Raw genomic sequence first — 26,098 nt, 5'->3', positions numbered from 1 at the left:
ACCCATGGACGAGGCACTGCTGCGCAGCCTCACACCCGGCGTGCTCACGATCCTCGTCCGCCGCGGAGCCGACTTCGCGGCGGCCGAGGACGCCGTGCAGGAGGCGCTGATCGAGGCGCTGCGCGTCTGGCCCGCCGATCAGCCGCGCGACGCCAAGGGCTGGCTGATCACCGTGGCCTGGCGGAAGTTCCTCGATCAGACGCGGGCCGACAGCGCCCGCCGCCGCCGTGAGGACCTCGTCGAGGAGGAACCGGCGCCCGGGCCCACGCCCGACGTGGACGACACGCTCCAGCTCTACTTCCTGTGCGCCCACCCCTCGCTGACGTCGTCGTCGGCGGTCGCGCTCACCCTGCGCGCCGTCGGCGGTCTCACCACACGGCAGATCGCCCAGGCCTACCTGGTTCCCGAGGCGACGATGGCGCAGCGCATCAGCCGCGCCAAGCGCACCGTCTCCGGCGTGCGGTTCGACCAGCCCGGCGATGTCGCCACCGTGCTGCGTGTCCTCTACCTGGTCTTCAACGAGGGCTACTCCGGCGACGTCGACCTCGCCGCCGAGGCCATCCGGCTCACCCGGCAGCTCGCGGCCCGCATCGACCACCCCGAGGTGGCCGGGCTGCTGGCCCTCATGCTGCTCCACCACGCCCGGCGCGCCGCCCGTACCGCACCCGACGGCAGCCTGGTGCCGCTCGCCGAGCAGGACCGCGGCCGGTGGAACACGCGTCTGATCGCCGAGGGCGTCACGATCCTCCAGGCGGCCCTGGCCCGCGACCGGCTGGGCGAGTTCCAGGCGCAGGCCGCCATCGCGGCCCTCCACGCGGACGCGCCGACCGCCGAGGAGACCGACTGGGTGCAGATCGTCGAGTGGTACGACGAACTCGCGCGTCTGACCGACAGCCCTGTGGTGCGGCTCAACCGGGCGGTGGCCGTCGGCGAGGCCGACGGCCCGCGGGCCGGCCTCGCGGCGCTCGCGGCCCTGGCCGACTCGCTGCCCCGCCACACCGCGGTGGCGGCATACCTCCACGAACGGGACGGCGACCTGGACGCGGCGGCCCGGCTGTACGCCGAGGCGGCGCACAAGGCGCCTCACCTCGCCGAACGCGACTACCTGACCCGCCAGGCGGCGCGCCTCAACGCCGGCCGGCGCCGCTGACGGGCCGCACGCGGTGGGTCACCGCACCGTCAGCGGCACGGGGTGCACCTCGTCCGCCTTGTGCCCGGCGCGCTCGTGAATGCGCTGGACCGCTTCGGCCGAGGGGGCCTCGGAGAGGCAGTAGACATGGCCGGACTCCGGGTCTGCCCAGGCCATCTCGAAGTGGACCTGCTCGTCCTTCTCTATCGCGAGGTCCGCGTTGTGGGCTTCACGCAGCTGTTCCTCCGTGATGCCCTTCATGCCGCGGTGGACATCCATGAACTTGGGCATGTCTCGCGCCTCCTTCCCGGCAGCGGCGCCGGCCCGCGCCGCGTTGCCTCCCTCCCATGCTCCGCCCGTACAGCTGCCCGGGCGACCCCGGGCTCCGCGCCGCAGGGTCCCGGCGACACGCCGGGGCCCTGAAGGACGTACGGACGACACTGCGTCGGCGTCAGCCGCACTGGCAGGGGCTGCCCGACTGGCAGCCGCAGCCGCAGCCCGATCCGCAGCCGCACGCGGCGATCAGGGGCAGGCTCGTGATCTCGGCGGGCTGATCGGTGTCGCGCTGCCGGGCGGGGTCGGGCGTCGTGCTGGGGGATTCGGCCATGGGTCCCTCCTCGAGGCTGGTGCCTGTGCCCATTGGATGCCCATGACGCTGGGCGCATCAACGGCGCATTGAGGCGCCCGCGCGCCCGGCCCCGACCCCTGGGCACGACCCCTGGCCCCGACTCCCGGGCACGACCTCCGGCCCCGACCCCGGGCACGACCCGTCAGGCGCTCTCCGCCCCCGGGACCGCCTGGATCTCCGGCTGCGCGTCCGCCTGGAGCTCGTCGGCGTGCTCGCCCGTCACCAGGTACACCACGCGCTTGGCGACCGACACCGCGTGGTCGGCGAACCGCTCGTAGTAGCGGCCCAGCAGCGTCACGTCCACGGCCGTCTCGATGCCGTGCTTCCAGCGGTCGTCCATCAGGTGCTGGAACAGGGTGCGGTGCAGCAGGTCCATCTCGTCGTCGTCCTGCTCCAGCTGGAGCGCCAGGTCGACGTCCTTGGTGATGATCACCTCGGCGGCCTTCGCCATCAGGCGCTGCGCGAGCTGGCCCATCTCCAGGATCGTGGCGTGCAGGTCGCTCGGGACGGCGCGGTTCGGGTAGCGCAGGCGCGCGAGCTTCGCCACGTGCTGGGCGAGGTCGCCCGAGCGCTCCAGGTCGGCCGACATCCGCAGCGACGTGACGACGATGCGCAGATCCGTCGCCACCGGCTGCTGACGGGCCAGCAGGGCTATGGCCCGGGCCTCCAGGTCGTGCTGGATCTCGTCGACCTTCTGGTCGGCCTCGATGACGTTCTCGGCCAGCTTCAGATCGGAGTCGAGCATGGCGGTCGTGGCGCGTCCGATCGCCGACCCGACCAGCCGGGCCATCTCCACCAGACCGTCGCCGATCGAGTCCAGTTCCTCGTGGTACGCGTCCCGCATCAGGCTTTCCCTCTCGTGCGTCTCAGTCAGGGGTCCAAGGGCCGGGGCCACCGGTCAAACGGCGGTACGACCGTCGCACTACCAACGGTCCGAACCCCACGCTCCCACGTTCCGGCCCGTACGCGTCCGTTTCCGTCATCCCAAATGAACCAATACTGGCTCCAAGGTGAACTCTGGGCGACGAGTGTTCGAGCTCGCACCCCGACGGCTGTGGAGGGCGCCCGAGCCATGCCTAACCTGGGTGCATGGACGTGAACGCGGCGGTCGCCGCAGCGGCAGCGATCGCCGGGGTGCTCACCGGCGTCATCGCCATGCTCGCGTTCCGCTGGAGTGAGCGCGAGCAGAGCCGCCCCACCCGTAGCTCCCTGCACACCGACGCGGTCCTTCCGCCGGGCGTGGACACGGTCCTGTCGGTCCTCAGGTCGTCGGCCGTCGTTCTCGACGAGGCGGACGCCGTGGTCAAGGCCAGCTCGGCGGCGTACGCCCTCGGCCTGGTCCGCGGCGGCAAGCTCGCTGTCGAGCCGATGCTGCGGATGGCCCGGGACACCAGGCGGGACGGCGAGATACGCCAGGTCGAGCTGGATCTGCCACGGCGCGGCACCGGACGCGGAGAGGCCCTGGCCGTGTCCGCGCGGGTCGCGCCGCTCGGCTCCCGGCTGGTGCTGCTGCTCGTGGAGGACCTGACCGAGGCCCGCCGCATCGAGGCGGTCCGGCGCGACTTCGTCGCCAACGTCAGTCACGAGCTGAAGACGCCCGTCGGTGCCCTCTCGCTGCTCTCCGAGGCCGTGATGGACGCCTCCGAGGACCCCGAGGCGGTCGAGCGGTTCGCCGGGCGCATGCAGATCGAGGCCACCCGGCTCACGAACCTGGTGCAGGAGCTCATCGACCTGTCCCGGGTGCAGAACGACGACCCGCTGGAGGACGCCGAGCCGGTGCGCGTCGACGAGCTGGTCGCCGAGGCCGTCGACCGCTGCCGGCACCAGGCCGGCGCCAAGCAGATCACCATGGCCGCGGGAGGCGCCGCCGACCTGAACGTATGGGGAAACCGCGGTCAGCTCGCCGCCGCCCTCGGGAACCTCGTCGAGAACGCGGTCAACTACTCGCCCGCCCGCACCCGCGTCGGCATAGCGGCCCGCAGGGTGCACGCGCCCGGCGGGGAATACATCGAGATCGCCGTCACCGACCAGGGCATCGGCATCTCCGACAAGGACAAGGAGCGCATCTTCGAGCGCTTCTACCGCGTCGACCCGGCCCGCTCCCGTGCCACCGGTGGTACGGGACTGGGGCTGGCGATCGTGAAGCACGTGGCCGCCTCGCACGGCGGGGAGGTCACGGTGTGGAGCGCCGAAGGCCAGGGCTCCACCTTCACCCTGCGGCTGCCGGAGGCCGGTGCGGCCCGCGACCGCGCACATCAGCAGCCCGCCCGAGAGATACGCGCAGGAGGCGCGGGCCTCGAAGAGGAGGCCGGGCGGTCCACCCTCACATCCCCCGAATCAACCGCGTACGAAACGCTTCCCGCCCCGGAGGTCCTTCCGTGACCCGTGTGCTCGTCGTCGAGGACGAGGAGTCCTTCTCCGACGCCCTGTCGTACATGCTCCGCAAAGAGGGCTTCGAGGTCGCCGTCGCGACCACCGGGCCCGACGGACTCGACGAGTTCGAGCGCAACGGCGCCGACCTCGTCCTCCTCGATCTGATGCTGCCCGGCCTGCCGGGCACCGAGGTGTGCCGTCAGCTGCGCGGTCGTTCCAACGTTCCCGTGATCATGGTGACCGCCAAGGACAGTGAGATCGACAAGGTCGTCGGTCTGGAGATAGGTGCCGACGACTACGTCACCAAGCCGTTCTCCTCGCGCGAGCTGGTCGCTCGCATCCGTGCCGTACTGCGCCGCCGCGGCGAACCCGAGGAGGTCACTCCGGCGGCCCTGGAGGCCGGACCGGTCCGCATGGACGTCGACCGGCACGTGGTCACCGTCGGCGGCACCAAGATCGACCTGCCGCTGAAGGAGTTCGACCTGCTGGAGATGCTGCTGCGCAACGCCGGTCGGGTGCTCACCCGCATGCAGCTCATCGACCGGGTCTGGGGTGCCGACTACGTCGGTGACACCAAGACCCTCGACGTCCATGTCAAGCGCCTGCGCGCCAAGATCGAGCCGGACCCGGGCGCCCCGCGCTACCTGGTGACGGTCCGCGGTCTCGGTTACAAGTTCGAGCCGTAGACCGGCCGCGTACGACGGACGCACGAAGGGCGGGACCTCTCTCCGGAGAGAGGTCCCGCCCTTCGTGCGTCTGCTCAGTGCCCGGCGCTCGCGCTCGCCGAGGCCGCGTCGGTCGGCGTGCCGGACGCCCCGGGGCCACCCGGCGTCTGGCCGGCGGCGGGGCTCTCCGGCGCGCCCGACTCGCCCTCGGCGGGAGAACCGGACGGGGACGCGGAGGCGCCCGGCGCGGCCGGCACCTCGGTCGGGCCCCACTCCTTGAAGTAGTGCTCGGCGGGGACGACGAACGCGCGCAGGCTCACGGCACCCGTCTCGCTGAAGGTGAAGGTGACCTTCTGGGCGTTGCCGTCCTGCACGGCCTCACCGCTGTTCGGCACGATCGCCGTCGCGTTGTCCTTGCCGCCCAGGACCAGGGAGCCGCCGGGCGGGATGCGGAGGCTGCCGCCCTCGGCGGGCTTGAGCTCGGCGGTCTTGCCGGTGCCGGGGAGGGTGATGGACTCCAGCGTCTCGGCGCTCTCGCCGGAGTTGAAGAAGGTCGCGGAGATCGCGGCCGGGCCGGTCGACTCGGGGTCGGGCTGCGTGATCACGACGGCGTTCTGGATCTTGATGTCACCGACGCTCGTGGCCGCGTTGTCCGGCTGGATCTGCAGGGTCTGGGCGTTGTTGCCGGCGCCGCATGCGGCGAGCGAGGCGATCGAGAACGCGGTGACGGCGGCGGCGAGGGCACCGCGTCGAAGGCTGCGGCTCACGGCGGAGGCAACTCCTTGACTCGAGCGGAGCGGCCGGTAAAGCCGCCCTAAGTGTCTGTCAGCGGGCCTTAGGTTACCGAGCCGCCCCTGCCGCGCCGCACCCGACCCCCCGGCACCACTGATCCGCCCCCGAGTCGGGGATGACTCCTGCGTCACATTGGGGCGGTGCTCGTCCGGCATTCGCATAAGAGTCCGGGGCAGTGCCGCAGATTTCCGTGAAGGAATGCGGGGCCACCTGGGAATTGATCACCGGTGGTCCGTCCGGGCGGCTCGTGATCAATTCTGGATTCGACCGGAACCCGGCTCGGACCTCCGAACGGAGTAGCGGAAGTCGATCACATGGAACCGGACATATGTGGATGTTCGGCCGTCTGGAGGATGCTCCGGATGCGTGTAACGTACGCGTTTCCCTCACCCCGGAGAGCCGCTCCCACCTGCGAATACCTTCTTCCACTCCCTGTCCGAAGCACGTTCCTGTCGGAGTTGTCAAGCCCCGAGATACGCCCTGACCTGCGAAAACGCCATTCAGAACCCGGGATTTCCGTGTTACCCTGGATAGCCACGGAAGGGGTACCTGTCACATGACGTTCAAGGTTGGCGACACCGTGGTCTATCCCCATCACGGGGCCGCGCTGATCGAGGCTATCGAAACTCGCCAGATCAAAGGCGTGGACAAGACCTACTTGGTGCTGAAGGTCGCCCAGGGCGACCTGACGGTACGTGTGCCAGCGGACAATGCGGAGTTCGTCGGCGTGCGTGATGTGGTCGGTCAGGATGGGCTGGACCGGGTCTTCGAGGTGCTGCGCGCGCCGTACGCCGAGGAGCCCACGAACTGGTCCCGCCGCTACAAGGCAAACCTGGAGAAGCTCGCCTCGGGCGATGTCATCAAGGTCGCGGAAGTCGTGCGTGACCTGTGGCGTCGTGAGCGCGAGCGTGGACTCTCCGCCGGTGAGAAGCGCATGCTCGCCAAGGCCCGCCAGATCCTGGTGAGCGAACTCGCCCTCGCGGAGAACACCAACGAGGACAAGGCCGAGGCCCTGCTCGACGAGGTGCTCGCCTCCTGAGGTGAAGCCCGTCGCTCAGCGCTCTGCTGATCAAGCGCGCGCCTGCACATCGAAATGCCGCGGTGCCCGATGACGAATTCCCGTCGCCGGGCGCTGCGGCATGTTCGCACTCCGACGCCGATGCGCCGCCACCCCGGGTTGTGTTATCACTCACGCCCCGATGCTTGGTGTGCCGGGCCCGGGCAGCCGGCTCGACCAGCGTCACGGAAGGGTCCGGTCGAGCGCGTCGCGCCCGGCACTCCTCCAGGCCATACCCACGCCAGGCCAGCACACAAACCTGACAGGAACCGATGTCTGACGATTCGCGTCCCTCGCCGTCCGCCGCCCCCTCCAGGGCCCGCACGGCGGCCGTGATCCCGGCCGCCGGCCGGGGTGTACGACTCGGCCCGGGCGCCCCCAAGGCGCTCCGCGCGCTGGGCGGCACCCCCATGCTGATCCACGCGGTCCGCGCGATGGCCGCCTCCCGCGCCGTCTCCCTGGTCGTCGTCGTGGCCCCGCCCGACGGCGCCGCCGAGGTCAAGTCACTGCTCGACGCGCACGCCCTGCCCGAGCGGACGGACTTCCTCGTCGTCCCGGGCGGGCAGACCCGCCAGCAGTCCGTGAAGCTCGGCCTCGACGCGCTGCCGCCCGGCCACGACATCGTGCTGGTCCACGACGCGGCCAGGCCCCTGGTCCCGGTGGACACCGTCGACGCCGTGATCGAGGCCGTACGGGACGGCGCCCCGGCCGTGGTCCCGGCGCTGCCGCTGGCCGACACCGTCAAGCAGGTCGACCCCGCCGGCACCCCCGGCGAGCCGGAGCCGGTCGTCGCCACGCCCGAGCGGGCGCGGCTGCGGGCCGTGCAGACCCCGCAGGGCTTCGACCGGGCCACGCTGGTCCGGGCGCACGAGACGGTCACCGGCGAGGTCACCGACGACGCGGGCATGGTCGAGCAGCTCGGCCTCACGGTCGTGGCCGTCCCCGGTCACGAGGAGGCCTTCAAGGTCACCCGTCCCCTGGACCTGGTCCTCGCGGAGGCGGTCCTGGCCCGCAGGAGGCTCAACGATGGCTTCTGACCAGCCCGTGCTTCCCCAGGTCGGCATCGGCACCGACATCCACGCCTTCGAGGAGGGCCGTGAGCTGTGGTGCGCCGGCCTGAAGTGGGAGGGCGAGGGCCCGGGCCTGGCCGGTCACTCCGACGCCGACGTCGTCGCCCACGCCGCCTGCAACGCCCTCTTCTCCGCCGCCGGCCTCGGCGACCTCGGGCAGCACTTCGGCACGGGCCGCCCCGAGTGGTCGGGCGCCTCCGGAGTCACCCTCCTGACGGAGGCCGCGCGCATCGTGCGCGAGGCGGGCTTCCGGATCGGCAACATCGCCGTACAGGTGGTGGGCCCCCGTCCGAAGATCGGCAGGCGCCGGGACGAGGCGCAGAAACTCCTGTCGGAGGCGGCCGGAGCCTCCGTGTCGGTGTCGGGTGCGACGACGGACGGGCTGGGCTTCCCCGGCCGGGAGGAAGGGCTGATGGCGGTGGCCACGGCCCTGGTCGTGCGCGTCGGCTGAGGGCGAGGCGCCCGGGAGGCCGATGGCCAATGTCACGAATACGCGCACCCCGAGGGGAAGGTCCTGAGGCACCCCCCGGGGCCCACTACCCTGGAGTGGTGACTATTCGCCTGTACGACACCAGCGCCCGGCAGATTCGTGACTTCTCCCCGCTCCGGCCGGGTTGCGTCTCGATCTACCTGTGCGGTGCCACCGTGCAGGCCGCCCCGCACATCGGGCACATCCGTTCCGGGCTGAACTTCGACATCATGCGCCGCTGGTTCGCCTACCGCGGCCACGACGTCGTGTTCGTGCGGAACGTGACCGACATCGACGACAAGATCATCGCCAAGTCGGCCGACCAGAACCGCCCCTGGTGGGCCATCGGCTACGAGAACGAGCGCGCGTTCAACGACGGCTACCACGCCCTCGGCTGCCTGCCCCCGACCTACGAACCGCGTGCCACCGGCCACATCACCGAGATGGTCGAGATGATGCGCGGCCTCATCGAGCGGGGGCACGCCTACGAGGCCGACGGCAACGTCTACTTCGACGTGCGCTCCTTCCCGGAGTACCTGGCGCTGTCCAACCAGGAGCTGGACAACCTCCAGCAGCCCTCCGGCGCCGGTGAGACCGGCAAGCGCGACCCGCGGGACTTCGCCATGTGGAAGGCGGCGAAGCCGGGGGAGCCCAGCTGGGAGACACCGTGGGGCCGCGGCCGTCCCGGCTGGCACCTGGAGTGCTCGGCGATGGCGCACAAGTACCTCGGTACCGCCTTCGACATCCACGGCGGCGGCCTCGACCTGGTCTTCCCGCACCATGAGAACGAGATCGCCCAGGCCAAGGCCTACGGCGACGAGTTCGCCCGGTACTGGGTGCACAACGCCTGGGTCACCATGAGCGGCGAGAAGATGTCCAAGTCGCTCGGCAACTCGGTCCTGGTCAGCGAGATGGTCAAGCGCTGGCGCCCCATCGTGCTGCGCTACTACCTCGGCACCCCGCACTACCGCTCGATGATCGAGTACAGCGAGGCGGCCCTGGGCGAGGCCGAGTCGGCGTTCGCGCGGATCGAGGGCTTCGTGCAGCGCGTGGTCGAGAAGGCCGGCCCGGTCGAGCCCGCCGCCGAGGTGCCGCTGACCTTCGCCGAGGCCATGGACGACGACCTGGGCGTGCCGCAGGCGCTCGCCGTGGTGCACACCACCGTCCGGCAGGGCAACAGCGCGCTCGCCGCCGACGACAAGGAAGCGGCCGTGGCCCGGCTCGCCGAGGTCCGCGCCATGCTCGGCGTTCTCGGCCTCGACCCGCTCGACCCGCACTGGGCCGGCGAGGGCGACCGCGGCGAGACCGGGCTCAACAAGAGCGTGCACGGCGTGGTCGACACCCTCGTCCGCATGGTCCTCGACCAGCGCGAGGCCGCCCGGGCCCGCAAGGACTGGTCCACCGCGGACGCCATCCGCGACCAGCTGAGCCAGTCCGGCCTGGTCATCGAGGACAGCCCGCAGGGGCCGCGTTGGAGTCTCGGCCCGCGCTGAGACCGGCCCCACGGCTGATCGACTGTGCCTCACGGGCCTCCGGGCGGCACACTGCAGAGACGGAACAGACGTACACAGACGTACGTACGAACACTTCACGGAGACGGGTAGCTCATGGCCGCGAACAACCGCCGCATGTCCGGCAAGAAGGGCGCGCAGGTCGGCAGTGGCGGCCAGCGACGCCGGGGCCTGGAGGGCAAGGGCCCCACCCCGCCCGCCGAGATGCGCAAGGGACACAAGAAGAACCGCGTCGCCAGCGCCAAGGCGAAGCAGTCCGTGCGCCGGCCCGTGGCCCGTGGCCGCGGCGGCAAGGGCACGTCCGAGCTGGTCGTCGGACGCAACCCGGTCCTGGAGGCGCTGCGCGAGGGCGTCCCGGCCTCCACGCTCTACGTCCAGCAGTTCATCGACAACGACGAGCGGGTGCGCGAGGCCCTCCAGGTCGCCGCCGAGCGCGGCGGTATCAACCTCATGGAGGCGCCGCGCCCGGAGCTGGACCGGATGACCAACGGTCTCAACCACCAGGGCCTGGTCCTCCAGGTCCCGCCGTACGAGTACGCCCACCCGGAGGACCTGGCGGCCGCCGCCTACGACGACGGTGTGGACCCGCTGATCGTCGCGCTCGACGGCGTCACCGACCCGCGCAACCTCGGCGCCGTCGTCCGCTCCGTCTCCGCCTTCGGCGGGCACGGCGTCGTCGTCCCCGAGCGCCGTGCGGCCGGTATGACGGCCGGTGCCTGGAAGACGTCCGCCGGTACGGCGGCCCGTACCCCGGTTGCCCGCGCCACCAACCTCACCCGGGCGCTGGAGGCCTACAAGAAGGCGGGCATCACGGTCGTCGGTCTGGCCGCCGACGGCGAGGCCGAGCTGGGTGACCTGGCGGCTCTGGACGGCCCCGTCGTCATCGTCGTCGGCAGCGAGGGCAAGGGGCTGTCCCGGCTGGTCGGCGAGACCTGCGACCACCGGGTGCGCATCCCGATGCCGGGCGGCGCCGAGTCGCTCAACGCCGGCGTGGCGGCCGGGATCGTGCTGTACGAGGCGGCCCGTCGCCGACGCTGAACACGCGTCCGGAACTTCACCCGTACGGGGTAATTCCGGTGTCATCGGGGCGATGAGGACAAGCTTGACGGGGTCCGGACAGATCCGGCGGGTCAAAGCAGTGTCCTAACCCGACGTCACTCGGTTAGATGAGTGTGGACACCAGAACACCCCGCACACCCACGGGGGACCGCTCGTCGGGACTCGACGACGCTCCCGCGCTGAGCATGGTGAAGGTGCCGAGCGACCCGGCGCAGGTCATCGTCAACCACGCGAGCTTTCGCGTGCAGTTGGGCGTTTCGACGCGTCGCGTCCAGTCCCCCCGGGTCGCACGGCATCTGACCGCCACCGAGGACACCGCCCGCGTCCCCCTCGTGGGGGGCGGGGCGGACGGGGCCACCGCCCGACGCCGGCCCGTCGTCTGGAGCGGCAGATCCGCGCCGGACGACACCGGCGCGCACCGGCTCCTTCAGGCCGTGCGGCACGAGAGTGTCCGCCACGCCGACGAGTCCGCCGCCGCCTCCGACACCGGAGCCACCCAGGTCATCGCCCGCGTGGGCCCGGGCTACGACGATCCCGGATACCGGGGCGCCGGCCGCAGCGGCGACGGCTACGAGGGCGACGACTACGCGGGTGACGGCTACGAGCGCGAGCTCGCCCAGACCGTCGAGACCCCGGTCGTCGGCCCCCAGCGCACCCGCGAGCCCGCCGACGGCACCCGGCTGCTGCCGCCCATGCGCACCGTCGGCAGCGCCTACGACGAACCGGCGCGCGACGACGGCGACTTCGAGGAGTCCGCCACCGGCGCGGACACCGCCGGGCGCCGGGCCAAGCGGCACGGCGACGACCCGGCCCGGCACGCCTACTACCCGGGCCGCCGGATGAACCTCGGCGTCGTCCTGCTCCCGCTGCGCGTCTTCCTCGGCTTCATCTCCATCTACGCCGGCATGGGCAAGCTGTGCGACCCCGTCTACTTCGAAGGCGGCAAGCGCGGCTCGATGGTCAAGTGGCTCAACACCCTGCATCCGTGGGAAGTCGCCGAGCCGCTGCGCCAGTTCGCCCTCGAGCACCCGGTCGGCGCCGGCCTGGTGATCGCCTTCGCACAGGTCATCGTCGGCGTCCTGACGGTGCTGGGCTGCTGGCAGCGCGTCGCCGCCTGTCTGGGCGCCCTGCTGTCGGCCGCGCTGCTGGTCACGGTCAGCTGGAAGAGCGTCCCCGTCTACCAGACGCCCGACATCATCTACCTCGCCGCCTGGTCCCCGCTGATCATCGCCGGCGCTCCCGTCTACTCCGTCGACGGCCGACTGGCCGGCAGCGCCTGGCGCCGCCTCGGCCCCCGCGCCGACATCTGGGGCCTGCGCCGCTACGTGCTGCGCCGCGGCGCCCTCGTCACCGCCATCGCCACCGGCGTCACCCTGCTCGTCGGCTCGCTGCTCGGCGGTGCCGTCCGCGACGCCGACCGGGTCGTCGTCCCGGGCCCCGGCGAGGCCCCGCGCAACGAACTGCCCGGCTCCCCACTCCCGGGCGAGCCCGTCAAGCGGAAGGAGAAGCGGACCCCGTCGGTCTCCTCCTCGCCCACCCAGGGCGCCACGGCCGGCTCGGCCAGCCCCAGCGCGGGTACCACGACCAGCCCCGGCGCCACCCGCGACACCGGCACCGGCACCGGCGCCGGCGCCGGCACCGTCACCGGCGGCTCGCCGAGCCAGACCCAGGGCACCGCGGGCCAGGCCCCGCCCCAACAGTCCACCCCGGTCGACCAGGCCCCGAGCACGACGACCGGCCCCACCTCCGGCGGCGGTACGGCAACGGGCGGCACGGGCTCGACCGGCGGCACGGACGGCGGCGACTCCTCCACGGGCCGCCCGGGCTTGGTGGGCAGGTTGTTGGGCTGACACCCGACCAGAACGCCGGAAGGCCCGAAGGCCCCGCATCACGCAGATGCGGGGCCTTCTCGCGCGTAGGGGGACAAGGGCCTCAAGGGCGCGGGGAACCGCGCGACAAGCCACGACGAGACGAGCGGTCAGCCGCCGACGGGGAGCAACCGGCCGAGCTACTCAGCGCGCCGGCGTCCTTGACGGCAGTCGGGCTTCTTGCGGACCGGTGCGAGCGGTGGAGCCGCAGTGACCGGGGTCGCCGGTTTGTTGGCGGGGTTCGTGAGGTTCCTCGTGGACCGGTGCGAGCGGTGGAGCCTCAGTGCCCCGGCGTGGCCGGCTTCTTGATCGGATTTGTCAGGTTCCTCGTGGACCGGTGCGAGCGGTGGAGCTGTCAGTGCCCCGGGGTCGCCGGTTTGTTGGCGGGGTTCGTGAGGTTCCTCGTGGACCGGTGCGAGCGGTGGAGCTCTCAGTGCCCCGGGGGCGTCGATTTGTTGGCGGGATCCGTGAGTCCTTCGCGGACCGGTGCGACCGGCGGAGCTCTCAGCGTCCCAGCGTCGCAAGCTCCTTGGCCGCCTCGGTCAGGTCCTTCGCCGTGTCGATGGCCCGCCAGTACGACCCCTGGGGGATCGTGAACCCGGCCAGCCGTCGCTCACGGGCGAGATGAGGGAACGTCGTCCGCTCATGGTCGCCCCGGTGCGGCAACAGCCCGGCGAACTCGGGGGAGAAGACGTACACGCCGGCGTTGATCTCGAAGGTCGACGGCGGCGCCTCGATGAAGTCGGTGATACGGCCGAAGCCGTCGGTCCGCACCGCGCCCCACGGCAGCCGGGGCCGGGCCAGCGCCAGGGTCGCGAGGGCGTCCCGCTCGGCGTGGAAATCGGCCATGTCCCGCAGCGAGAACCGCGTCCAGATGTCCCCGTTCGTCGCGTACCAGGGCTGGTCGGGGTGGGGCAGATGCGCCGCGGCGTACTTGAGGCCGCCGCCGCGTCCGAGCGGCTCGGGCTCGACGACCGTCGTGACGGAGACGGGCAACTCGGCCGTCTCCAGCCACTTCTGCAGCACCTCGGCGAGATGGCCGCACGAGACGACGACGTCCGTCACCCCCTCGTCGGCGAGCCAGGACAGCTGATGGCCGATGATCGGCGTCCCCGTCCCGGGGATCTCGACCATCGGCTTGGGCCGGTCGTCGGTGTACGGACGCAGCCGGGAGCCCTGGCCACCGGCCAGAACGACGGCTTGAACGGGGCGGGACGCGGCGCTCGGATCGCTCATGGACACGAACTGTACGTGGCGTCCCGCCCGGGACTGCGACCGACGACGATTCCCGTCGGCCGTGACGGACTTCCCACCCGGTGGCAGGGCGGTGGGCTCAGCTGTGCGCGGCGGCGACGCCGGTGGCGAAGGCGGTGTCGCAGACCGGGCGGGCGTAGGACTGGGCGCGGGTCGGGCCGTAGACCCGGACGGCGGCCTGGCCGAGGGCGCGGGCGATGGAGGCGCAGTGTTTCGCCAGCGACGGGCGGCCGTTGACGGCCTGCTGGAGGTGGGTGAGGGCGACGCCCGGGTTCTCCTCCTGCAGTTCGGTCAGCAGCTTGTCGCGCAGGACGTCCTGGGGGGCGCGCTTGGCGGCCCGTGGGGTGCCCACGGAGGTGTCCGCGGCGGTGAGCACCGGGTCGGTGGAGTTCCCCGACCAGTCGACTCGGGTGACCGCGAGGGTCCCGGAGAGCACCAGGACGACGGGCAGGACGAAAGCGAGGGTGCGGCCGATCCGGCGGGCGTGGCCCCGGCCGCGTCGCGTCTGTTGGTTCATGGAGTGCTTCACGCGTGTGAGGGTAGCGCCCGGTAATGGTTTGTAGACATTTAGTCACCGGTATGGGGGATGAGAGAGTGCCACTTTCCGGGTAAGGCGTTGACGCACACTGCTCGAAATGTCCGGTCTGCCGGGGTATTTGTCGACAACGAAGAGGGCCCGGCAGCGCGCTGCCGGGCCCTCTTCGTCAACCTGGGTGATTCACCCGGGACTTGTGCGATGCCGGTTGATCAGTCGGACAGCCGCGCACCGGTCGACGTCGCGAACACGTGGGCCTCGCCGGCGCGGGGCACGACGTGCAGCTGGCTGCCCTTCTCCGGGACGTCACGGCCGTTGACGCGGACGACGAGGTCCTTGGACTCGTCGCCGACCTTCGCGGTGCCGTAGACGTACGCGTCGGCGCCGAGCTCCTCGACGACGTTGACGGTGACGGCGAGGCCCTGCTCGATGTCCGACACCTCGAAGTGCTCGGGGCGGACGCCCACGGTGACGGTCTTGTCGGTGGCGGCGGCGATCGCGTCACGCTGCACCGGGACGACCGACTTGCCGAACTTCACGCCGCCGTCGGTGATCGGCACCTCGACGAGGTTCATCGCCGGGGAGCCGATGAAGCCGGCCACGAAGAGGTTGGCGGGCTTGTCGTACATGTTGCGCGGGGTGTCGATCTGCTGGAGCAGACCGTCCTTGAGGACCGCCACGCGGTCGCCCATCGTCATGGCCTCGACCTGGTCGTGGGTGACGTAGACGGTGGTGATGCCCAGGCGGCGCTGGAGCGAGGCGATCTGCGTACGCGTGGACACACGGAGCTTGGCGTCCAGGTTGGACAGCGGCTCGTCCATGAGGAACACCTGGGGCTCACGCACGATGGCGCGGCCCATGGCGACACGCTGGCGCTGACCGCCGGAGAGGGCCTTCGGCTTGCGGTCCAGGTACTCGGTGAGGTCGAGGATCTTCGCGGCCTCCTCGACCTTCTGCCGGATCTCCGCCTTGTTGACGCCGGCGATCTTGAGCGCGAAGCCCATGTTGTCGGCGACGGTCATGTGCGGGTAGAGCGCGTAGTTCTGGAACACCATGGCGATGTCCCGGTCCTTGGGCGGCAGGTGCGTGACGTCGCGGTCGCCGATGCGGATGGCGCCGCCGTTGACGTCCTCGAGCCCCGCGAGCATGCGGAGCGAGGTGGACTTGCCGCAGCCGGAGGGGCCGACGAGGACGAGGAACTCGCCGTCCTCGATGTCGATCTCCAGCGCGTCGACGGCGGGCTTGGTGGAACCCGGGTAGATCCGGGTCGCCTTGTCGAACGAGACAGTGGCCATGGTGAATGAACCCCTTCTACCGGCAGGAACGTGCCGGACGATCCGAGTAGGAAGGCGGTGCCACGACGGTCATTCCGTTGTGGTGTAGTCCACGCGTGTGAACTGGCTCAGGACGGTACCCGGCGTTCACACGTATGTCAGTAGTTCCGGGCGTGTGAACTTCGCGGAAACTTTCGAAGCGGCGTCTCAGGGCTGTCCGTAACGGTCCGCGAGCACCGAGACCGCCCGGGCGACGGCCTGCCGGAGGGCGGGCGGGCCGAGCACCTCCGCCTCGGTGCCGAGCCGGAGCAGGTCGCCCACGGCCACCGCCTCCGACTCCACGGTCAGCTCCACCTCGACCCAGCCGTCTCCGTCGGGCGGGCCCGCGCTCTCCAGGGCCCGTACGCCCGCCGCGCCGAACCACATCGGCAGCAGCCGCCGCGCGCGGGGTGAGATCCGCAGCCGCGCGGTGTCCTGCTGGAGTGCGGCCTCCAGACGCCGGGAGGAGTCGGCCCAGTGGGCGGCCAGGTCGAACCCCGCGGGCCGCTCGAAGATCTCCCCCGTCTCCTCCACGGCCAGCACACGCGACACCCGGTAGGTCCGTACGGCCTCCTCCGCCAGCGCCACCAGGTACCAGATGCCGCCCTTCAGGACGAGCCCCAGCGGACGCACCTCCCGGCGCACCTCGCCGCGCCGGCGCCGGTAGTGCAGCCGCAGCACCCGCCGCTCCCACACGGCCCCCGCCACGGCCTCCAGGCACGGCACCGGGTCGGCCTCCCGGAACCAGGCGGGCGCGTCCAGGTGGAACCGCTCCTGGACCCGCCGCGCCTGCCCGGACAGCTCGGCCGGCAGGGCCGCCTGCACCTTCAGCTGGGCACTGGCCAGCACCGCTCCCAGTCCCAGCTCCCGCGCGGGCCCGGGCATCCCGGCGAGGAACAGCGAACCGGCCTCGGCGTCGGTCAGCCCGGTCAGCCGCGTCCGGTACCCGTCCATCAGCCGGTAGCCGCCCTCCGGCCCCCGGTCCGCGCGCACCGGCACACCCGCCGCCCCCAGCGCCTCGACGTCCCGGTAGACCGTCCGCACCGACACCTCCAGCTCCGCGGCGAGCTCGGGCGCGGTCATCCGCCCGCGGTTCTGGAGCAGCAGGAGCAGCGAGAGGAGCCGGTCGGCACGCATGGGGGCCATTGTCGCGGCGCCCGCCGCCGTACCTGACAGGAGATGTCAGGTACGGCGTCCAGGCTGGTCACACACGTCCACCCGACCGAAAGGACCACCCATGCCCGGCCTCCGCACCACCACCGGTCACTTCACCTTCGCCGACTGGCAGGAACGCGTGATCGGCCCCGGCGAGGACGCGAACCCCCGACTCGCCCACGCCTCCGTCCGGAACTCCTTCACCGGCGGCATCGAGGCGACCGCGACCCACTGCGAGTACTCGATCGTCTACGTCACCGCGAAGACCGGCTCCTTCGCCGGCATGGAACTCCTCACCGGCCGCGTCGACGGACGCGAGGGGAGCTTCGCGGTCGAGGAACGCGGGTCCTTCGGCGAGGACGGCACCGTGCACTGCGCCTTCGAGGTGGTGCCGGGGTCGGGGAGCGGAGAGCTGACCGGCCTGGAAGGGAAGGGCGCCTTCACCGCACGGCACGGTGAGACGGCGGTGGAGTATCGGTTCGCCTACGAGGTGCGGTAGCCGGCCGGCCGCAACGGAACGCCGTGGCTCGGCGCAACGGGCTCTGTGTACAGTGGAGCCGCCTTCACGCGCGGCAACGCGACGCACGGCGCCCGCCTCCTTAGCTCAGCTGGCCAGAGCAACGCACTTGTAATGCGTAGGTCGTCGGTTCGAATCCGACAGGGGGCTCGGAGAAACCCCAGGTCACATAGCCCGTGACCTGGGGTTTCTGTCGTTCCGGGGATGGTGTGCCGGATGGCCGGGGCGCGGCGGGAGGGGCTGCGTGAGCGGTGCGTGAGCGGAGCCGCTCAGTGACCCCTACTTCTTGGGCTTCCGGCGCTTGGCCTTCACGGCCTCCTCGGGATGGGCTTTCGCCTTCGTCCTCGGCTTGCCGCCCTTGGCCCTGCCGGCGTTCTTGGCCGCAGCCTTCCTGGCCCTCTCCTTCTTCGCGGCCTTGAGCGCCGCCTTCTCGACCTCGGCCTTGCGCTGGAGGGGGACGAGCTTCGCGGTGGCCTCGGCGGCGCTCCTGCCGACGTGGGGCAGGACGCTTAATGGTGACGTCGGGTATTGAAACTGTCTGAATGCCCCAGCAGTCCTGATCGCGTACCGCTGCGCTGGAACGACGGCTAAGATCCACAGCGACATCGCGTGTCGGTCGCCGGCTGGGTGAGGCATGGAGGTGTCGGGAGGTGCCCTCGGAGGCATTCCTTGTCAGTTGAGTTGAACCACACGATCGTCCATGCCCGGGACAACCGGGAGTCTGCCGAGTTTTTCGCGGACCTGCTGGACCTTGAGATCACCGCAGAGTGGGGTCCGTTCATCGCGGTCGACCTGAGTAATGGCGTCACGCTGGACTTCGCCGCGATCCCCGCAGACAAGATCACCCCGCAGCACTACGCCTTCCTGGTCTCCGAGGCGGAGTTTGATGCGGCATACGCGCGGATCACACAGCGCGGCATCGAGCACTACGCCGACCCGCACCGGCAACACCCCGGCGCGATCAACCACAACGACGGCGGACGCGGCGTGTACTTCATGGATCCGGTCGGTCACGCCATGGAGCTCATTACCGTGCCGTATGGCGGCTGGCCGTCGTAAGCACATGCGCCGAGGGCTGCACCCTGCGTCGGGGTGCAGCCCTCGACTTCTGCTTGGCCGAGGATCGCAGTCAGCGTCTTTGCGTTCACCTTCCCGACGCCGGTCGTGATGATGAAGGCCATGGGGGCGGAGAAACACTTGCGCGTGGGCCGAGGTCGGCATCGTCGCCCTGGCTTGTGGGAGTGAAGAACGAACTATTGCCTCCCGGGCACGTAGCGGTGGCTGACTTCGGCGGCGTAGGTGGCCCAGTCGCCAGCGGAGAGGCGTTGCCAGGCGACGGCGACATCGGTGTGAATGCCCAGGGTGCGGGCGAGGATCGCGGCGGGGATCTCGGTGGCGAGCTGGAAGAGCGCTGTGCTGCGGGCCTGATTGGGACGGATCCCGAGCCGCTTCAGCCGCTGTGTCAGCTGTGTGGTGCTGATCGGCCGTCCGGGCTGTCCGCCGGGGAAGAGCCATCGAGACGGTGTCAGGGCGCCGATGGTCGCATGGCCCTTGCGGTTCGCCACGACGGTGCGGGCGAGGTGGGCGACGGGCTCGGGCAACTGGACGGGGGCGTCGCCGAGGTGGAGACGTACTTCCTGGACGCCGATCTCGACGTCCTCGGTGGTCAACCGGTGGATCGCCGACGGCCCTTGGGCGTAAAGGAGGAGAAGCAGTCCGGCGAGGCGGTCTTCGGGATTGAGGGTGTCGTCGTGCAGGAGCCGACGTGCGACGTTCCAGCGGTGTTCGTCGTCGAGTGGCTGGGTGGGGCCGTTCCAGCGGACGGCGGGGACGTGGACAGTGGTGAGCTTGTTGGTGCGGGCCCAGCGGATGAAGTGCCCGGCTGTGTGGCGGTAGGTGGCGGAGTCGTCGGTGAGCCACCGGTCGAGGTCAGCCTGTCGGCAGGTTTCCAGGGTGAGGCCGTGGGCCGTCAGCCAGTTCAGGAAGGCGACGGCCGCGTGGGTGCGTTGACGTGCGGAGGTGAACTGCTGCGGGGTAAGGGGGCGGCCGCTGTTGCGTCGGCGAAGTCGCCGGGTCAGGTGCCAGATCGCGTACCGGTGCAGGACTTTGCGTTGCTCGGGGTCCTGCTGGGATGCGAGGAGGCTGGTGAGGAAGCGTTCGAGGCGGACCATGTATTCGTCCCGCTCGGGCAGGGCACCGACGCCGACGAGGACTTGGCGGAGGTGGGCGAGGGGCGGGCTGTCGGGCAGCTCGTCGAGGGCCTCGTGAGTCAGGGCTCTTCTGCCGGCCGCGAGGTCGGCCAGGACCGGAGACACGGACGGCTTGTTCAGCCACCGCTTGGCGGGAGATCCCGCAGGGCTCCTCCTCGCCGCAGATACTGCAAGTCGCGGTGGGCAAGGAGGGGCAGCTTTGGCAGAGCGGGCCGTCCGACGTGCGGGTGTTCACAACCTTTCGTCGGCCGCAGTTGATGCAGGTCTCCAGGTTCGCCGGGTCGCTGACCAGGCAGTTCGGACACAGTGGCCGACCTTGGTCGTCGCGGGTGGCGGGCTCTCGGCGGGCTCCGCATCCCGAGCACTCCTCGATGCGGGAGTGGGAGATGCACATGCGGCAGACCCGCTGTCCATTCAGAGGCTTGTCGATGCGTACGGCTCTGTGGCAGCCGGGGCAGGACGGCCGGACGATCCCGGCGACGCCGGCGACGTGCAGCAGGTCGATCAGCCGGAGGATCGCGCGGTGGGGTGCGAGGTGGCCGTCCCCGGTCAGCAGGGTGGGGTTGGCTTCCAGGGCCCAGGCGAGTTTCTGCTGGTAGGAGGGACGGGGCGCCGACCGGCGGACCGCGTCGGCGATCACTTCCCGCCCTGCGTGCGGATCCAGTTCGGCGATCAGGGCGCTGATCACCGTGATGGGGTCGCGTCCGTCGGAGTCCGGGCACTTGGCGCATCGGGGTCGCCCGGCCCGGTCCCGCGTAGCGACCCGGCGGGTGTTTCCGCAGGCAGCACACGGCTCGGGCTGTGGTCCGCAGTTTCCGCAGTACCAGTCCTGGCCGCGGCGCTGGAGGGTTCGCAGTTGTCTGCCGCATTCGGCGCAGCACGGCGGCGAGACCGTCTGGGCTCCGGCCTCACGCAGGGCGATGAGCAGGTCACCGGCGGCTCTGGGCGCCGGCGAGCGGCCGTCGGCAAGCACGCTGGGATGCTCGGCCAGATGCGATGCGAGGCGGCGTAACTTCGCGCGGCCGCCCGCGACGCCGGTGACCACGGCGCGGATCCGGTCGGGCTCCAGGCGGTGTTCGACGGCTGCAACCAGGTCCACGATCAGACCGATCGGATCGCAGACGGCCCGCTCGAGGTGTCCGGGTGCCGTCACGGCCGCTCGACACCGCGGATGCGGGCCCGCTTGGGCCGCAGGTCACCGACACCGCTTTCGGCGCCAACAGCCTTCTTCGTCCGGGTGGTTGATCCGGCACCGGCTGCGGCGACGGGTTCGATGAGGTCGTCCATGGTGCAGTCGAGGATGTCGAGCAGGGCCATGAGGATCTTCAGGCTGAGCCGTTCGGGGCGCTCGACGACGAGCCGGTAGACCTGGCTGGACGACAGGGTGATGCCACGTTCGTCCAGCAGCGGGATGAGGTCGGTGGTGGAGAAGAGCCCGCGGTCGGCCATGACCTTGCGCAGGTGCCATTGGTAGTCGAGCTTGGCGGCCATCAGCGGTCCTTGTCTGCGGAGGTCGGGGCGAGCGCGGGAGCAAGTGCCTTGTGGAGCATGGTGTTCATGAAGTCGTCACTGACGTGGGTGTAGATGGCGGTGGAGCTGTCGTTCTTGTGACCGACTTGCTGCTGCAGAAATCTCCGGTCGACCCCGTCCTCCGTGAGGTGGGTGACGTAGGCGTGGCGAGCGGAGTGGACGGTCAGCTCCTTCGGGAGCTTCAGGGCGTCGCGGTAGGCGACGAACCGGGCGTTGATCTCCGTCGGCTTGACCCGGCCGCCCCGCTCGGTCACCCACAACGCGGGGTGGTCCTCGCAGCCGAACCGGGGACGGACGTTCTCCACATAGTCGGCGACCGCCTCCACTGCCCAGTCCATCACCGACAGCACGTTGCGACGCCGGGGCGGCTGGCCCTTCTTCGCCTTGCCGTAGCGGACGTTGAGCGTGCCGTACCGGCCGAACTGCGGAGCCTTCGCATTCCGCCCGAAGTCGACCACATCCAGCTTCGATGTCTCCGTCCGGCGAAGCCCCCACCCGTAGATGACCTTGAAGAGGGTGGCATCGCGGTAGGCGGCGAGGGCTCCCTTGCGCTTGGCCCGGACTGCTCGATCGACCTGGTCGTCGGCGTAGTCGAGGAAGCGTTGGATCTCCTCGCGGGTCAACGGCCTCGCCTCGGGGCGCCCCTCGTAGTCGTTGAGGTGGGCGATGGTGTTCCACTCATGGCAGATGGCCACCGGGTGAGTGCCGAAGGCATCCTCGCAGGCCACCGACCACCCGTAGCGGCCGTCGATCAGGAACTCGCTGAACAGGCGCAGACTGCCCTGATAGCTGCGGATCGTGGACGGTGCAAGGTGCTTCTCGCTGGTCAGCCACAGTGACCACTCGTCCACGTGGCCCGGCGTCCAGCCCCACGGGTATTCGTTGGTGTGCTCCAGAAACCGGCGTACGAGCCGTTCCCGGGCCGTGACCGTGTCCTCACGGAGCCCACGAGCGGCCTGTTGGGCCCGCCAGCCCCGCACCATCGCTTCGACCATCGCGTCCTGCGGACGCAGCTGGGCCACCCCGGAGACCAGTTCCAGGTGAGCTGCCCCCGCCAGGTCGGCGCGTCGCTGTAGACCCACTTTCACCCTCCCCTCCAGAGGGCAAATCCTGCATCAGATGGGATCTGATCGCCAAACTCCCAGCTCAAGCCGCCAAGTTGCAGGAGGATAGAGTCCTCGTCGGCCCCTGCCCTGACCTCGCGACCTGCAATTTCTCGCCCGTCTGATGCAATTCCCAAGGGTTCAGGTAGATGTCCCGTGTGATCCGGGTGTCGCTGTGGCCGAGGGTGTCCGACACGATCTTGATGTCGATGCCGGCAGCGAGCATGAGTGTCGCCGCGCCGTGGCGCAGATCGTGCAGCCGGATCGGCGGGAGGCCGGAAGCGGCGACGAGGCGCTCGAAGAGGTCGGTGACCTTGCCCGGATGGAGCCAGGAGCCGTCTTCCTGGGTGAAGACGTGGCCGGTCTCGATCCAGGCCGTACCCCACTTCTCGCGGTCGCGGCTCTGCCGTTTGCGGTAGCGCTTCAGGACGTCGACGGTGTCGTCGTCGAGGGCGACCACGCGGTAGCCGCTGTCTGTCTTGGGATCAGACGCCTCGATATCCCAGCCGTCCTGCACGAGCTGCGAGGAGACCGTGAGGGAGTGGGTGTCGAGGTTCGTCTCCGACCAGGGCTGCCCGCACGCCTCGCCCCGCCGCAGGCCGCGGAAGGCGATGAGGTGCCACATCGCGTACGGCTCAGCTGCTGCCCGGCAGACGGTGCTGGAGACCTTCCATCGCCTTGGCACGACCGGCGAGGGCATCGAACGCTTCCGCATGGTGGCCCTGGATGTTCCCCCGGAGGCGGACCTGCCGAAGATCCGAAAGCTTCTGGAGCACGGTGCGGCAAAGGAGTGGTGGCACTGGGAGGAAGGGTGTGTCACCTCCGCTTGGGAAAATGCCGTCTGAATCAGCAAGAGTTGGGCCCTCGGTATGGGCAAGCCGATTGTGTCCTCTGGCAGGTTCTGACGGTCCCTCGTGGCTCATGTCGATCGGTTCGCGGTGTCCTTCGTGATCTGCGATCGTCGGGAGAATCCCTTCCGGCCTCAGCGCGGGGTAGCGTTTCCATGAGGTCGACGGAGAGGACGCTCGCAACCATGCCGATGCCCGCCGGTACCCCCGAGCCCACAGCCCCGCGCGGGCTCATCCTGGACTTCGCCGGAGTGCTGACCGCCGATCCCCGGCCGACCCACCGCCTCTGGGCCGAGGAGGAGGGCCTGCACGCGGAGGCGTGGCGCGCCACCCTCAACGACACCGCCGAAGGACGACGCCTGTATGCGGCGCTGGAGATCGGACAGCTCGGCCAGGTCGAGTGGAACGCGCAGACTGCTGCTCTGCTCGGTACGAACGTCGACCCGGTGAACCTGATGGGCCGTGCCTGGTCCAAAGTGCCGGCGGCACCTCGGATGGCAGCCCTTGCCCGCGCGGCCAAGGAAGCGGGCTACCGGCTCGCCCTCCTGTCCAACAGCTTCGGCCTGGACCCCTTCAACCCGTACGAGCACGTCGGCATCTGGGACCTCTTCGACGTACACGTCATCTCCGAAGTGGTCGGCATGGCCAAGCCGGACCCTGCGATCTACCAACTCACCTTGGACCGCCTCAGTCTCCCCGGAACGGCGTGCGTGTTCGTCGACGACCATCCGGTGAACCTTCCGCCCGCCGAAGCCCTCGGGATCACCACCGTCCTCGCGACTGACGAGGACTCCGCAGTCGCCGAGCTGGAGCACTTGCTCGGTGTGACGGCGACCCTCGCCGTGCAGAGCTGATTCCAGCCACACCAACGGGTCCCCTTTCGGAGAAGGGGTGTTGGCCCTCCCTTCGCCATGGGTACGGTCAACTCCTGGCGGACCAGAAGGGGAAGTGGCTCTCATGCAATGGTCGGAGTACACCACCGCCGAGAGACTCAAGGCGCTCCGCAACGGCATGACGCAGGAGCAGTTGGCCGAGGCCGCCGAGGTGTCGGTCGGCGTCGTAAGGAAGCTGGAACGCGGCGGCACCGCCTCTCTTCCTTCACTGCTCTCCATCGCTTCCGCCCTCGGCACCGACATCGCTGTGCTCTTCGGACAGCAGGCGCCTCGTCGCTCCATGGATCGCGACGAGCGAGCGGCCCTGCGGTCCCTGTCCGGAGCCACCCACGACGCCGCCCTCGGTATCCCGGCCGAGGTCGAACCGGGGACGGTCGACGAGCTCCGGGCCGTTGTACAGGACGCCGACGCCGCCTACTGGGCGGGTCGGTACGCCGAACTGGGGGTTCTGCTCGGCGCGCTGCTGCCCGAGGCCCGCGCACGGTACGACGCATCGAACACCGACGAGAAGACGGCAGCCGCCGGCGTTCTGGCCGACGTCTTCCAGACCGCCGCGATGGCCGCGAACGTCTGGGGCTCACGGGACCTTGCATACGCGGCGCTCACCTACGGCCGACAGATCGCCGTACAGGCGGGCGACGACCTTCGTGACGCGCACCTCGCCGCCACCACCGCATGGGTCAACCTCCGCGACGGTCGGACCGCGCAGGGGTTCTCGCTCGCCGCCACCCAGGCGGACCGGATCGAGCCGAAGATGTCGGAACACGACCCGGATCGGCTGGCGGTCTACGGCCAGCTCGTCACCAATGCAGCCGTGGCGGCTTCCCGAGGCGGCTCCTCCGCCGAGACCGCCCGCGAGTACCTTTCTCAGGCTCACGCCGTCGGTGCACGGCTCGGTTCCGAACACGCCCGTGGAGGGCACGCGCAGCCCTACGGTCCCCTCTACGCCGCCACCCAGGCCATGAGCATCGCCGTTGCTCTCGGCGACATCCCTGGAGCGCTGCGCCTCATGGATACCGTCAAGCTCGACGACACCGTCCCTCTCGCCACCCGGGCCCGGTACGGCCTCGATGTGGCCCTGACTCATGTGGAATGCCGCCGCTGGGACCAGGCCGCCGACACCCTCGAAGCCGTGTGCGGCATGGCGCCCGGCTGGGTGCAGCACCAGATGCTGCCCGGCGTGATCATCTCCCGCCTGGCCGGCGTGTCCGTGGGTCGCCTGCGTGGACTGGCCCATGCAGCGGGAGTACCCCTGGGCGTCCGCTGACTGCCACGACCCGTAGCAGCGGGGCGACAGGAGGCGTGACTACCGCCACGTTTCGTGGCACTGGACCGCCCCACCGGGAGTCACGGCCGTTACGTGACGTGGCGGCACCCGTACATACGGTCCGCTCCACAGCCACGGGGCGTGCCTGTTCCGTACGGAGCCCCAGCAGCACGCTTGGGGCGTGCCGAACACTCCGCTCGGCGGCGTCGGACATGTACCGGTAGCCGTCTACTCCTGCGCCACCTCCACTCATGCCGTACGCGAGGTCGAGCGCCGTGCCCGCCACTACGCCGATGCCCGCCATTGGCACGTGGCCGGCGCGTGGACAGACCGCGACCCGAGTGCGCCCCTGGGGTCTCGCCTGGGCTGGCAGGCCATGACGGGCGCTCTGTCGTCCGGCCTCGTGCGCGGTGTCGTCGTGGCGACCATCTCCCACGTGGCGCTCGACGCCGCGCAGTTCGCCGCCCTCGGCGTTCTCGTCAGGGATCGGGGTGGCTTTCTCGTGGAAGCGACTGCCGGGCCACAGCAGCGCACCCCGGGCCAGCCCGAACACCGCCCCACCCTCTTCGAGGGAGCCGCCCGACGGTTCTCGTACGGACACCTCGCGCCAGAGGCGTCGTGGTGAACACGACGCGGGCCGAGGTCGGCGACATCGTCGAGGATGCCGAAGGCCAGCAGGCGATCGTGACCGACATCAGGCAGAACGTGACCTGGGTCCTGCGCCCGAGGCAGGGACCGACGACGGCCCAGTGGGACACAGCCGAACCTGACTCCCTCCGAGTCGTAATGAGCCGCGCCTCCCGCCTTGACGAAGAACACGGCCTCTGGTGACCGAGCGCGCTCTGCTCGTCG

Annotated in this window: 28 protein-coding genes, 1 tRNA gene and 1 pseudogene; 17 read left to right on the top strand and 13 right to left on the bottom strand. The window is 70.5% G+C overall.

Annotated elements, in window-relative coordinates; genetic code table 11:
* Positions 1-4 precede the first annotated feature (4 nt).
* Entirely contained in the window at positions 5-1,150 is a 1,146-nt protein-coding gene (locus ABTX62_RS14335) for an RNA polymerase sigma factor (RefSeq protein ID WP_352116521.1), read from the top strand.
* Positions 1,151-1,168: 18 nt separating this feature from the next.
* Here ABTX62_RS14335 and ABTX62_RS14330 read toward each other — a convergent pair whose 3' ends face one another.
* The 3 genes from ABTX62_RS14330 to phoU all read right to left on the bottom strand — a co-directional run bounded on the left by ABTX62_RS14330 (position 1,169) and on the right by phoU (position 2,601).
* Positions 1,169-1,420, bottom strand: a complete 252-nt coding sequence (locus ABTX62_RS14330; protein ID WP_033312302.1) for an SCO4226 family nickel-binding protein — start codon at positions 1,418-1,420, stop codon at positions 1,169-1,171.
* Positions 1,421-1,580: 160 nt separating this feature from the next.
* Entirely contained in the window at positions 1,581-1,736 is a 156-nt protein-coding gene (locus tag ABTX62_RS14325) for a hypothetical protein (RefSeq protein ID WP_352116444.1), read from the bottom strand.
* 163 nt (positions 1,737-1,899) lie between these two features.
* Positions 1,900-2,601, bottom strand: coding sequence for a phosphate signaling complex protein PhoU (gene phoU, locus ABTX62_RS14320; protein ID WP_352116443.1), 702 nt, complete (start codon positions 2,599-2,601; stop codon positions 1,900-1,902).
* Between the two features lie 245 nt (positions 2,602-2,846).
* On the opposite strand from phoU, the gene phoR reads away from it, so the two are divergent.
* Both phoR and phoP read left to right on the top strand, forming a co-directional pair.
* Positions 2,847-4,139, top strand: coding sequence for a two-component system sensor histidine kinase PhoR (gene phoR / locus ABTX62_RS14315; protein ID WP_352116442.1), 1,293 nt, complete (start codon positions 2,847-2,849; stop codon positions 4,137-4,139).
* 5 nt (positions 4,140-4,144) lie between these two features.
* A complete protein-coding gene (gene phoP / locus ABTX62_RS14310; RefSeq protein ID WP_020271862.1) occupies positions 4,145-4,816 on the top strand; it encodes a two-component system response regulator PhoP in 672 nt (223 codons plus the stop codon).
* A 74-nt stretch (positions 4,817-4,890) separates the two neighbouring features.
* Here phoP and ABTX62_RS14305 read toward each other — a convergent pair whose 3' ends face one another.
* Positions 4,891-5,562: a copper chaperone PCu(A)C domain-containing protein gene (locus ABTX62_RS14305; protein ID WP_352116441.1), complete on the bottom strand. Its 672-nt coding sequence runs from the start codon at positions 5,560-5,562 to the stop codon at positions 4,891-4,893.
* Between the two features lie 581 nt (positions 5,563-6,143).
* On the opposite strand from ABTX62_RS14305, the gene ABTX62_RS14300 reads away from it, so the two are divergent.
* The 6 genes from ABTX62_RS14300 to ABTX62_RS14275 all read left to right on the top strand — a co-directional run bounded on the left by ABTX62_RS14300 (position 6,144) and on the right by ABTX62_RS14275 (position 12,603).
* Complete coding sequence (locus ABTX62_RS14300) at positions 6,144-6,626, top strand: CarD family transcriptional regulator (RefSeq protein ID WP_003953493.1); 483 nt, start codon at positions 6,144-6,146, stop codon at positions 6,624-6,626.
* A gap of 290 nt (positions 6,627-6,916) precedes the next feature.
* Positions 6,917-7,681, top strand: coding sequence for a 2-C-methyl-D-erythritol 4-phosphate cytidylyltransferase (gene ispD / locus ABTX62_RS14295; RefSeq protein WP_352116440.1), 765 nt, complete (start codon positions 6,917-6,919; stop codon positions 7,679-7,681).
* Entirely contained in the window at positions 7,671-8,165 is a 495-nt protein-coding gene (gene ispF, locus ABTX62_RS14290) for a 2-C-methyl-D-erythritol 2,4-cyclodiphosphate synthase (RefSeq protein WP_352116439.1), read from the top strand. Before ispD ends, ispF begins: the two co-directional genes overlap by 11 nt.
* 98 nt (positions 8,166-8,263) lie before the next feature.
* Entirely contained in the window at positions 8,264-9,676 is a 1,413-nt protein-coding gene (cysS, locus tag ABTX62_RS14285; RefSeq protein WP_352116438.1) for a cysteine--tRNA ligase, read from the top strand.
* 114 nt (positions 9,677-9,790) lie between these two features.
* A complete protein-coding gene (gene rlmB, locus ABTX62_RS14280) occupies positions 9,791-10,732 on the top strand; it encodes a 23S rRNA (guanosine(2251)-2'-O)-methyltransferase RlmB (protein WP_352116437.1) in 942 nt (313 codons plus the stop codon).
* A 128-nt stretch (positions 10,733-10,860) separates the two neighbouring features.
* Positions 10,861-12,603 (top strand): DoxX family protein, encoded by a 1,743-nt coding sequence (locus ABTX62_RS14275; RefSeq protein WP_352116436.1) that lies wholly within the window; start codon positions 10,861-10,863, stop codon positions 12,601-12,603.
* Between the two features lie 522 nt (positions 12,604-13,125).
* Here the strand turns inward: ABTX62_RS14275 and ABTX62_RS14270 are convergent.
* The 4 genes from ABTX62_RS14270 to ABTX62_RS14255 form a co-directional block, all read right to left on the bottom strand.
* Complete coding sequence (locus ABTX62_RS14270; RefSeq protein WP_352116435.1) at positions 13,126-13,857, bottom strand: nucleotidyltransferase family protein; 732 nt, start codon at positions 13,855-13,857, stop codon at positions 13,126-13,128.
* A 97-nt stretch (positions 13,858-13,954) separates the two neighbouring features.
* Positions 13,955-14,404 (bottom strand): hypothetical protein, encoded by a 450-nt coding sequence (locus ABTX62_RS14265; RefSeq protein ID WP_352116434.1) that lies wholly within the window; start codon positions 14,402-14,404, stop codon positions 13,955-13,957.
* A gap of 218 nt (positions 14,405-14,622) precedes the next feature.
* Positions 14,623-15,705, bottom strand: coding sequence for an ABC transporter ATP-binding protein (locus tag ABTX62_RS14260; RefSeq protein WP_352116433.1), 1,083 nt, complete (start codon positions 15,703-15,705; stop codon positions 14,623-14,625).
* A 186-nt stretch (positions 15,706-15,891) separates the two neighbouring features.
* Positions 15,892-16,860 carry a helix-turn-helix transcriptional regulator gene (locus ABTX62_RS14255; RefSeq protein ID WP_352116432.1) on the bottom strand — a complete coding sequence of 323 codons (969 nt, stop codon included), beginning with the start codon at positions 16,858-16,860 and terminating at the stop codon, positions 15,892-15,894.
* 100 nt (positions 16,861-16,960) lie between these two features.
* Between ABTX62_RS14255 and ABTX62_RS14250 the strand changes: the two genes are divergently transcribed.
* Together ABTX62_RS14250 and ABTX62_RS14245 are read left to right on the top strand one after the other, a co-directional pair.
* Positions 16,961-17,377, top strand: a complete 417-nt coding sequence (locus tag ABTX62_RS14250; RefSeq protein WP_352116431.1) for a DUF3224 domain-containing protein — start codon at positions 16,961-16,963, stop codon at positions 17,375-17,377.
* A gap of 94 nt (positions 17,378-17,471) precedes the next feature.
* Positions 17,472-17,545 (top strand) — tRNA-Thr (locus ABTX62_RS14245).
* Between the two features lie 129 nt (positions 17,546-17,674).
* Here the strand turns inward: ABTX62_RS14245 and ABTX62_RS14240 are convergent.
* On the bottom strand, positions 17,675-18,001 hold the full coding sequence (locus ABTX62_RS14240) for a hypothetical protein (protein WP_352116430.1): 327 nt from the start codon (positions 17,999-18,001) through the stop codon (positions 17,675-17,677).
* A gap of 63 nt (positions 18,002-18,064) precedes the next feature.
* Here ABTX62_RS14240 and ABTX62_RS14235 point away from each other — a divergent pair, with 63 nt between their 5' ends.
* Positions 18,065-18,454 carry a VOC family protein gene (locus ABTX62_RS14235; RefSeq protein WP_352116429.1) on the top strand — a complete coding sequence of 130 codons (390 nt, stop codon included), beginning with the start codon at positions 18,065-18,067 and terminating at the stop codon, positions 18,452-18,454.
* Between the two features lie 194 nt (positions 18,455-18,648).
* Here ABTX62_RS14235 and ABTX62_RS14230 read toward each other — a convergent pair whose 3' ends face one another.
* The 4 genes and pseudogenes from ABTX62_RS14230 to ABTX62_RS14215 form a co-directional block, all read right to left on the bottom strand.
* Positions 18,649-19,710: a site-specific integrase gene (locus ABTX62_RS14230; RefSeq protein ID WP_352116428.1), complete on the bottom strand. Its 1,062-nt coding sequence runs from the start codon at positions 19,708-19,710 to the stop codon at positions 18,649-18,651.
* Between the two features lie 1,044 nt (positions 19,711-20,754).
* Complete coding sequence (locus ABTX62_RS14225) at positions 20,755-21,096, bottom strand: helix-turn-helix domain-containing protein (RefSeq protein ID WP_352116427.1); 342 nt, start codon at positions 21,094-21,096, stop codon at positions 20,755-20,757.
* On the bottom strand, positions 21,096-22,217 hold the full coding sequence (locus ABTX62_RS14220; protein ID WP_352116426.1) for a tyrosine-type recombinase/integrase: 1,122 nt from the start codon (positions 22,215-22,217) through the stop codon (positions 21,096-21,098). The genes ABTX62_RS14225 and ABTX62_RS14220 overlap by 1 nt, the downstream gene beginning before the upstream one ends.
* A 166-nt stretch (positions 22,218-22,383) precedes the next feature.
* A pseudogene (locus ABTX62_RS14215) lies at positions 22,384-22,878 on the bottom strand (site-specific integrase); the annotation flags it as partial.
* A 16-nt stretch (positions 22,879-22,894) separates the two neighbouring features.
* Here ABTX62_RS14215 and ABTX62_RS14210 point away from each other — a divergent pair.
* From ABTX62_RS14210 to ABTX62_RS14190, 5 genes are all read left to right on the top strand, one after another.
* Entirely contained in the window at positions 22,895-23,083 is a 189-nt protein-coding gene (locus ABTX62_RS14210) for a DUF4265 domain-containing protein (RefSeq protein ID WP_502997948.1), read from the top strand.
* Positions 23,084-23,271: 188 nt separating this feature from the next.
* A complete protein-coding gene (locus tag ABTX62_RS14205) occupies positions 23,272-23,940 on the top strand; it encodes an HAD-IA family hydrolase (RefSeq protein ID WP_330320461.1) in 669 nt (222 codons plus the stop codon).
* A gap of 103 nt (positions 23,941-24,043) precedes the next feature.
* Entirely contained in the window at positions 24,044-25,246 is a 1,203-nt protein-coding gene (locus ABTX62_RS14200; protein WP_161196578.1) for a helix-turn-helix domain-containing protein, read from the top strand.
* 181 nt (positions 25,247-25,427) lie between these two features.
* On the top strand, positions 25,428-25,871 hold the full coding sequence (locus ABTX62_RS14195) for a hypothetical protein (protein ID WP_352116424.1): 444 nt from the start codon (positions 25,428-25,430) through the stop codon (positions 25,869-25,871).
* Positions 25,868-26,077 (top strand): hypothetical protein, encoded by a 210-nt coding sequence (locus ABTX62_RS14190; protein WP_352116423.1) that lies wholly within the window; start codon positions 25,868-25,870, stop codon positions 26,075-26,077. Before ABTX62_RS14195 ends, ABTX62_RS14190 begins: the two co-directional genes overlap by 4 nt.
* The last annotated feature ends 21 nt before the right edge of the window (positions 26,078-26,098 follow it).

It is taken from the genome of Streptomyces sp. NPDC096046 (assembly GCF_040303285.1).
Classification (GTDB): Bacteria; Actinomycetota; Actinomycetes; order Streptomycetales; family Streptomycetaceae; genus Streptomyces.
This window is presented reverse-complemented; position numbering and strand designations above follow the sequence as displayed.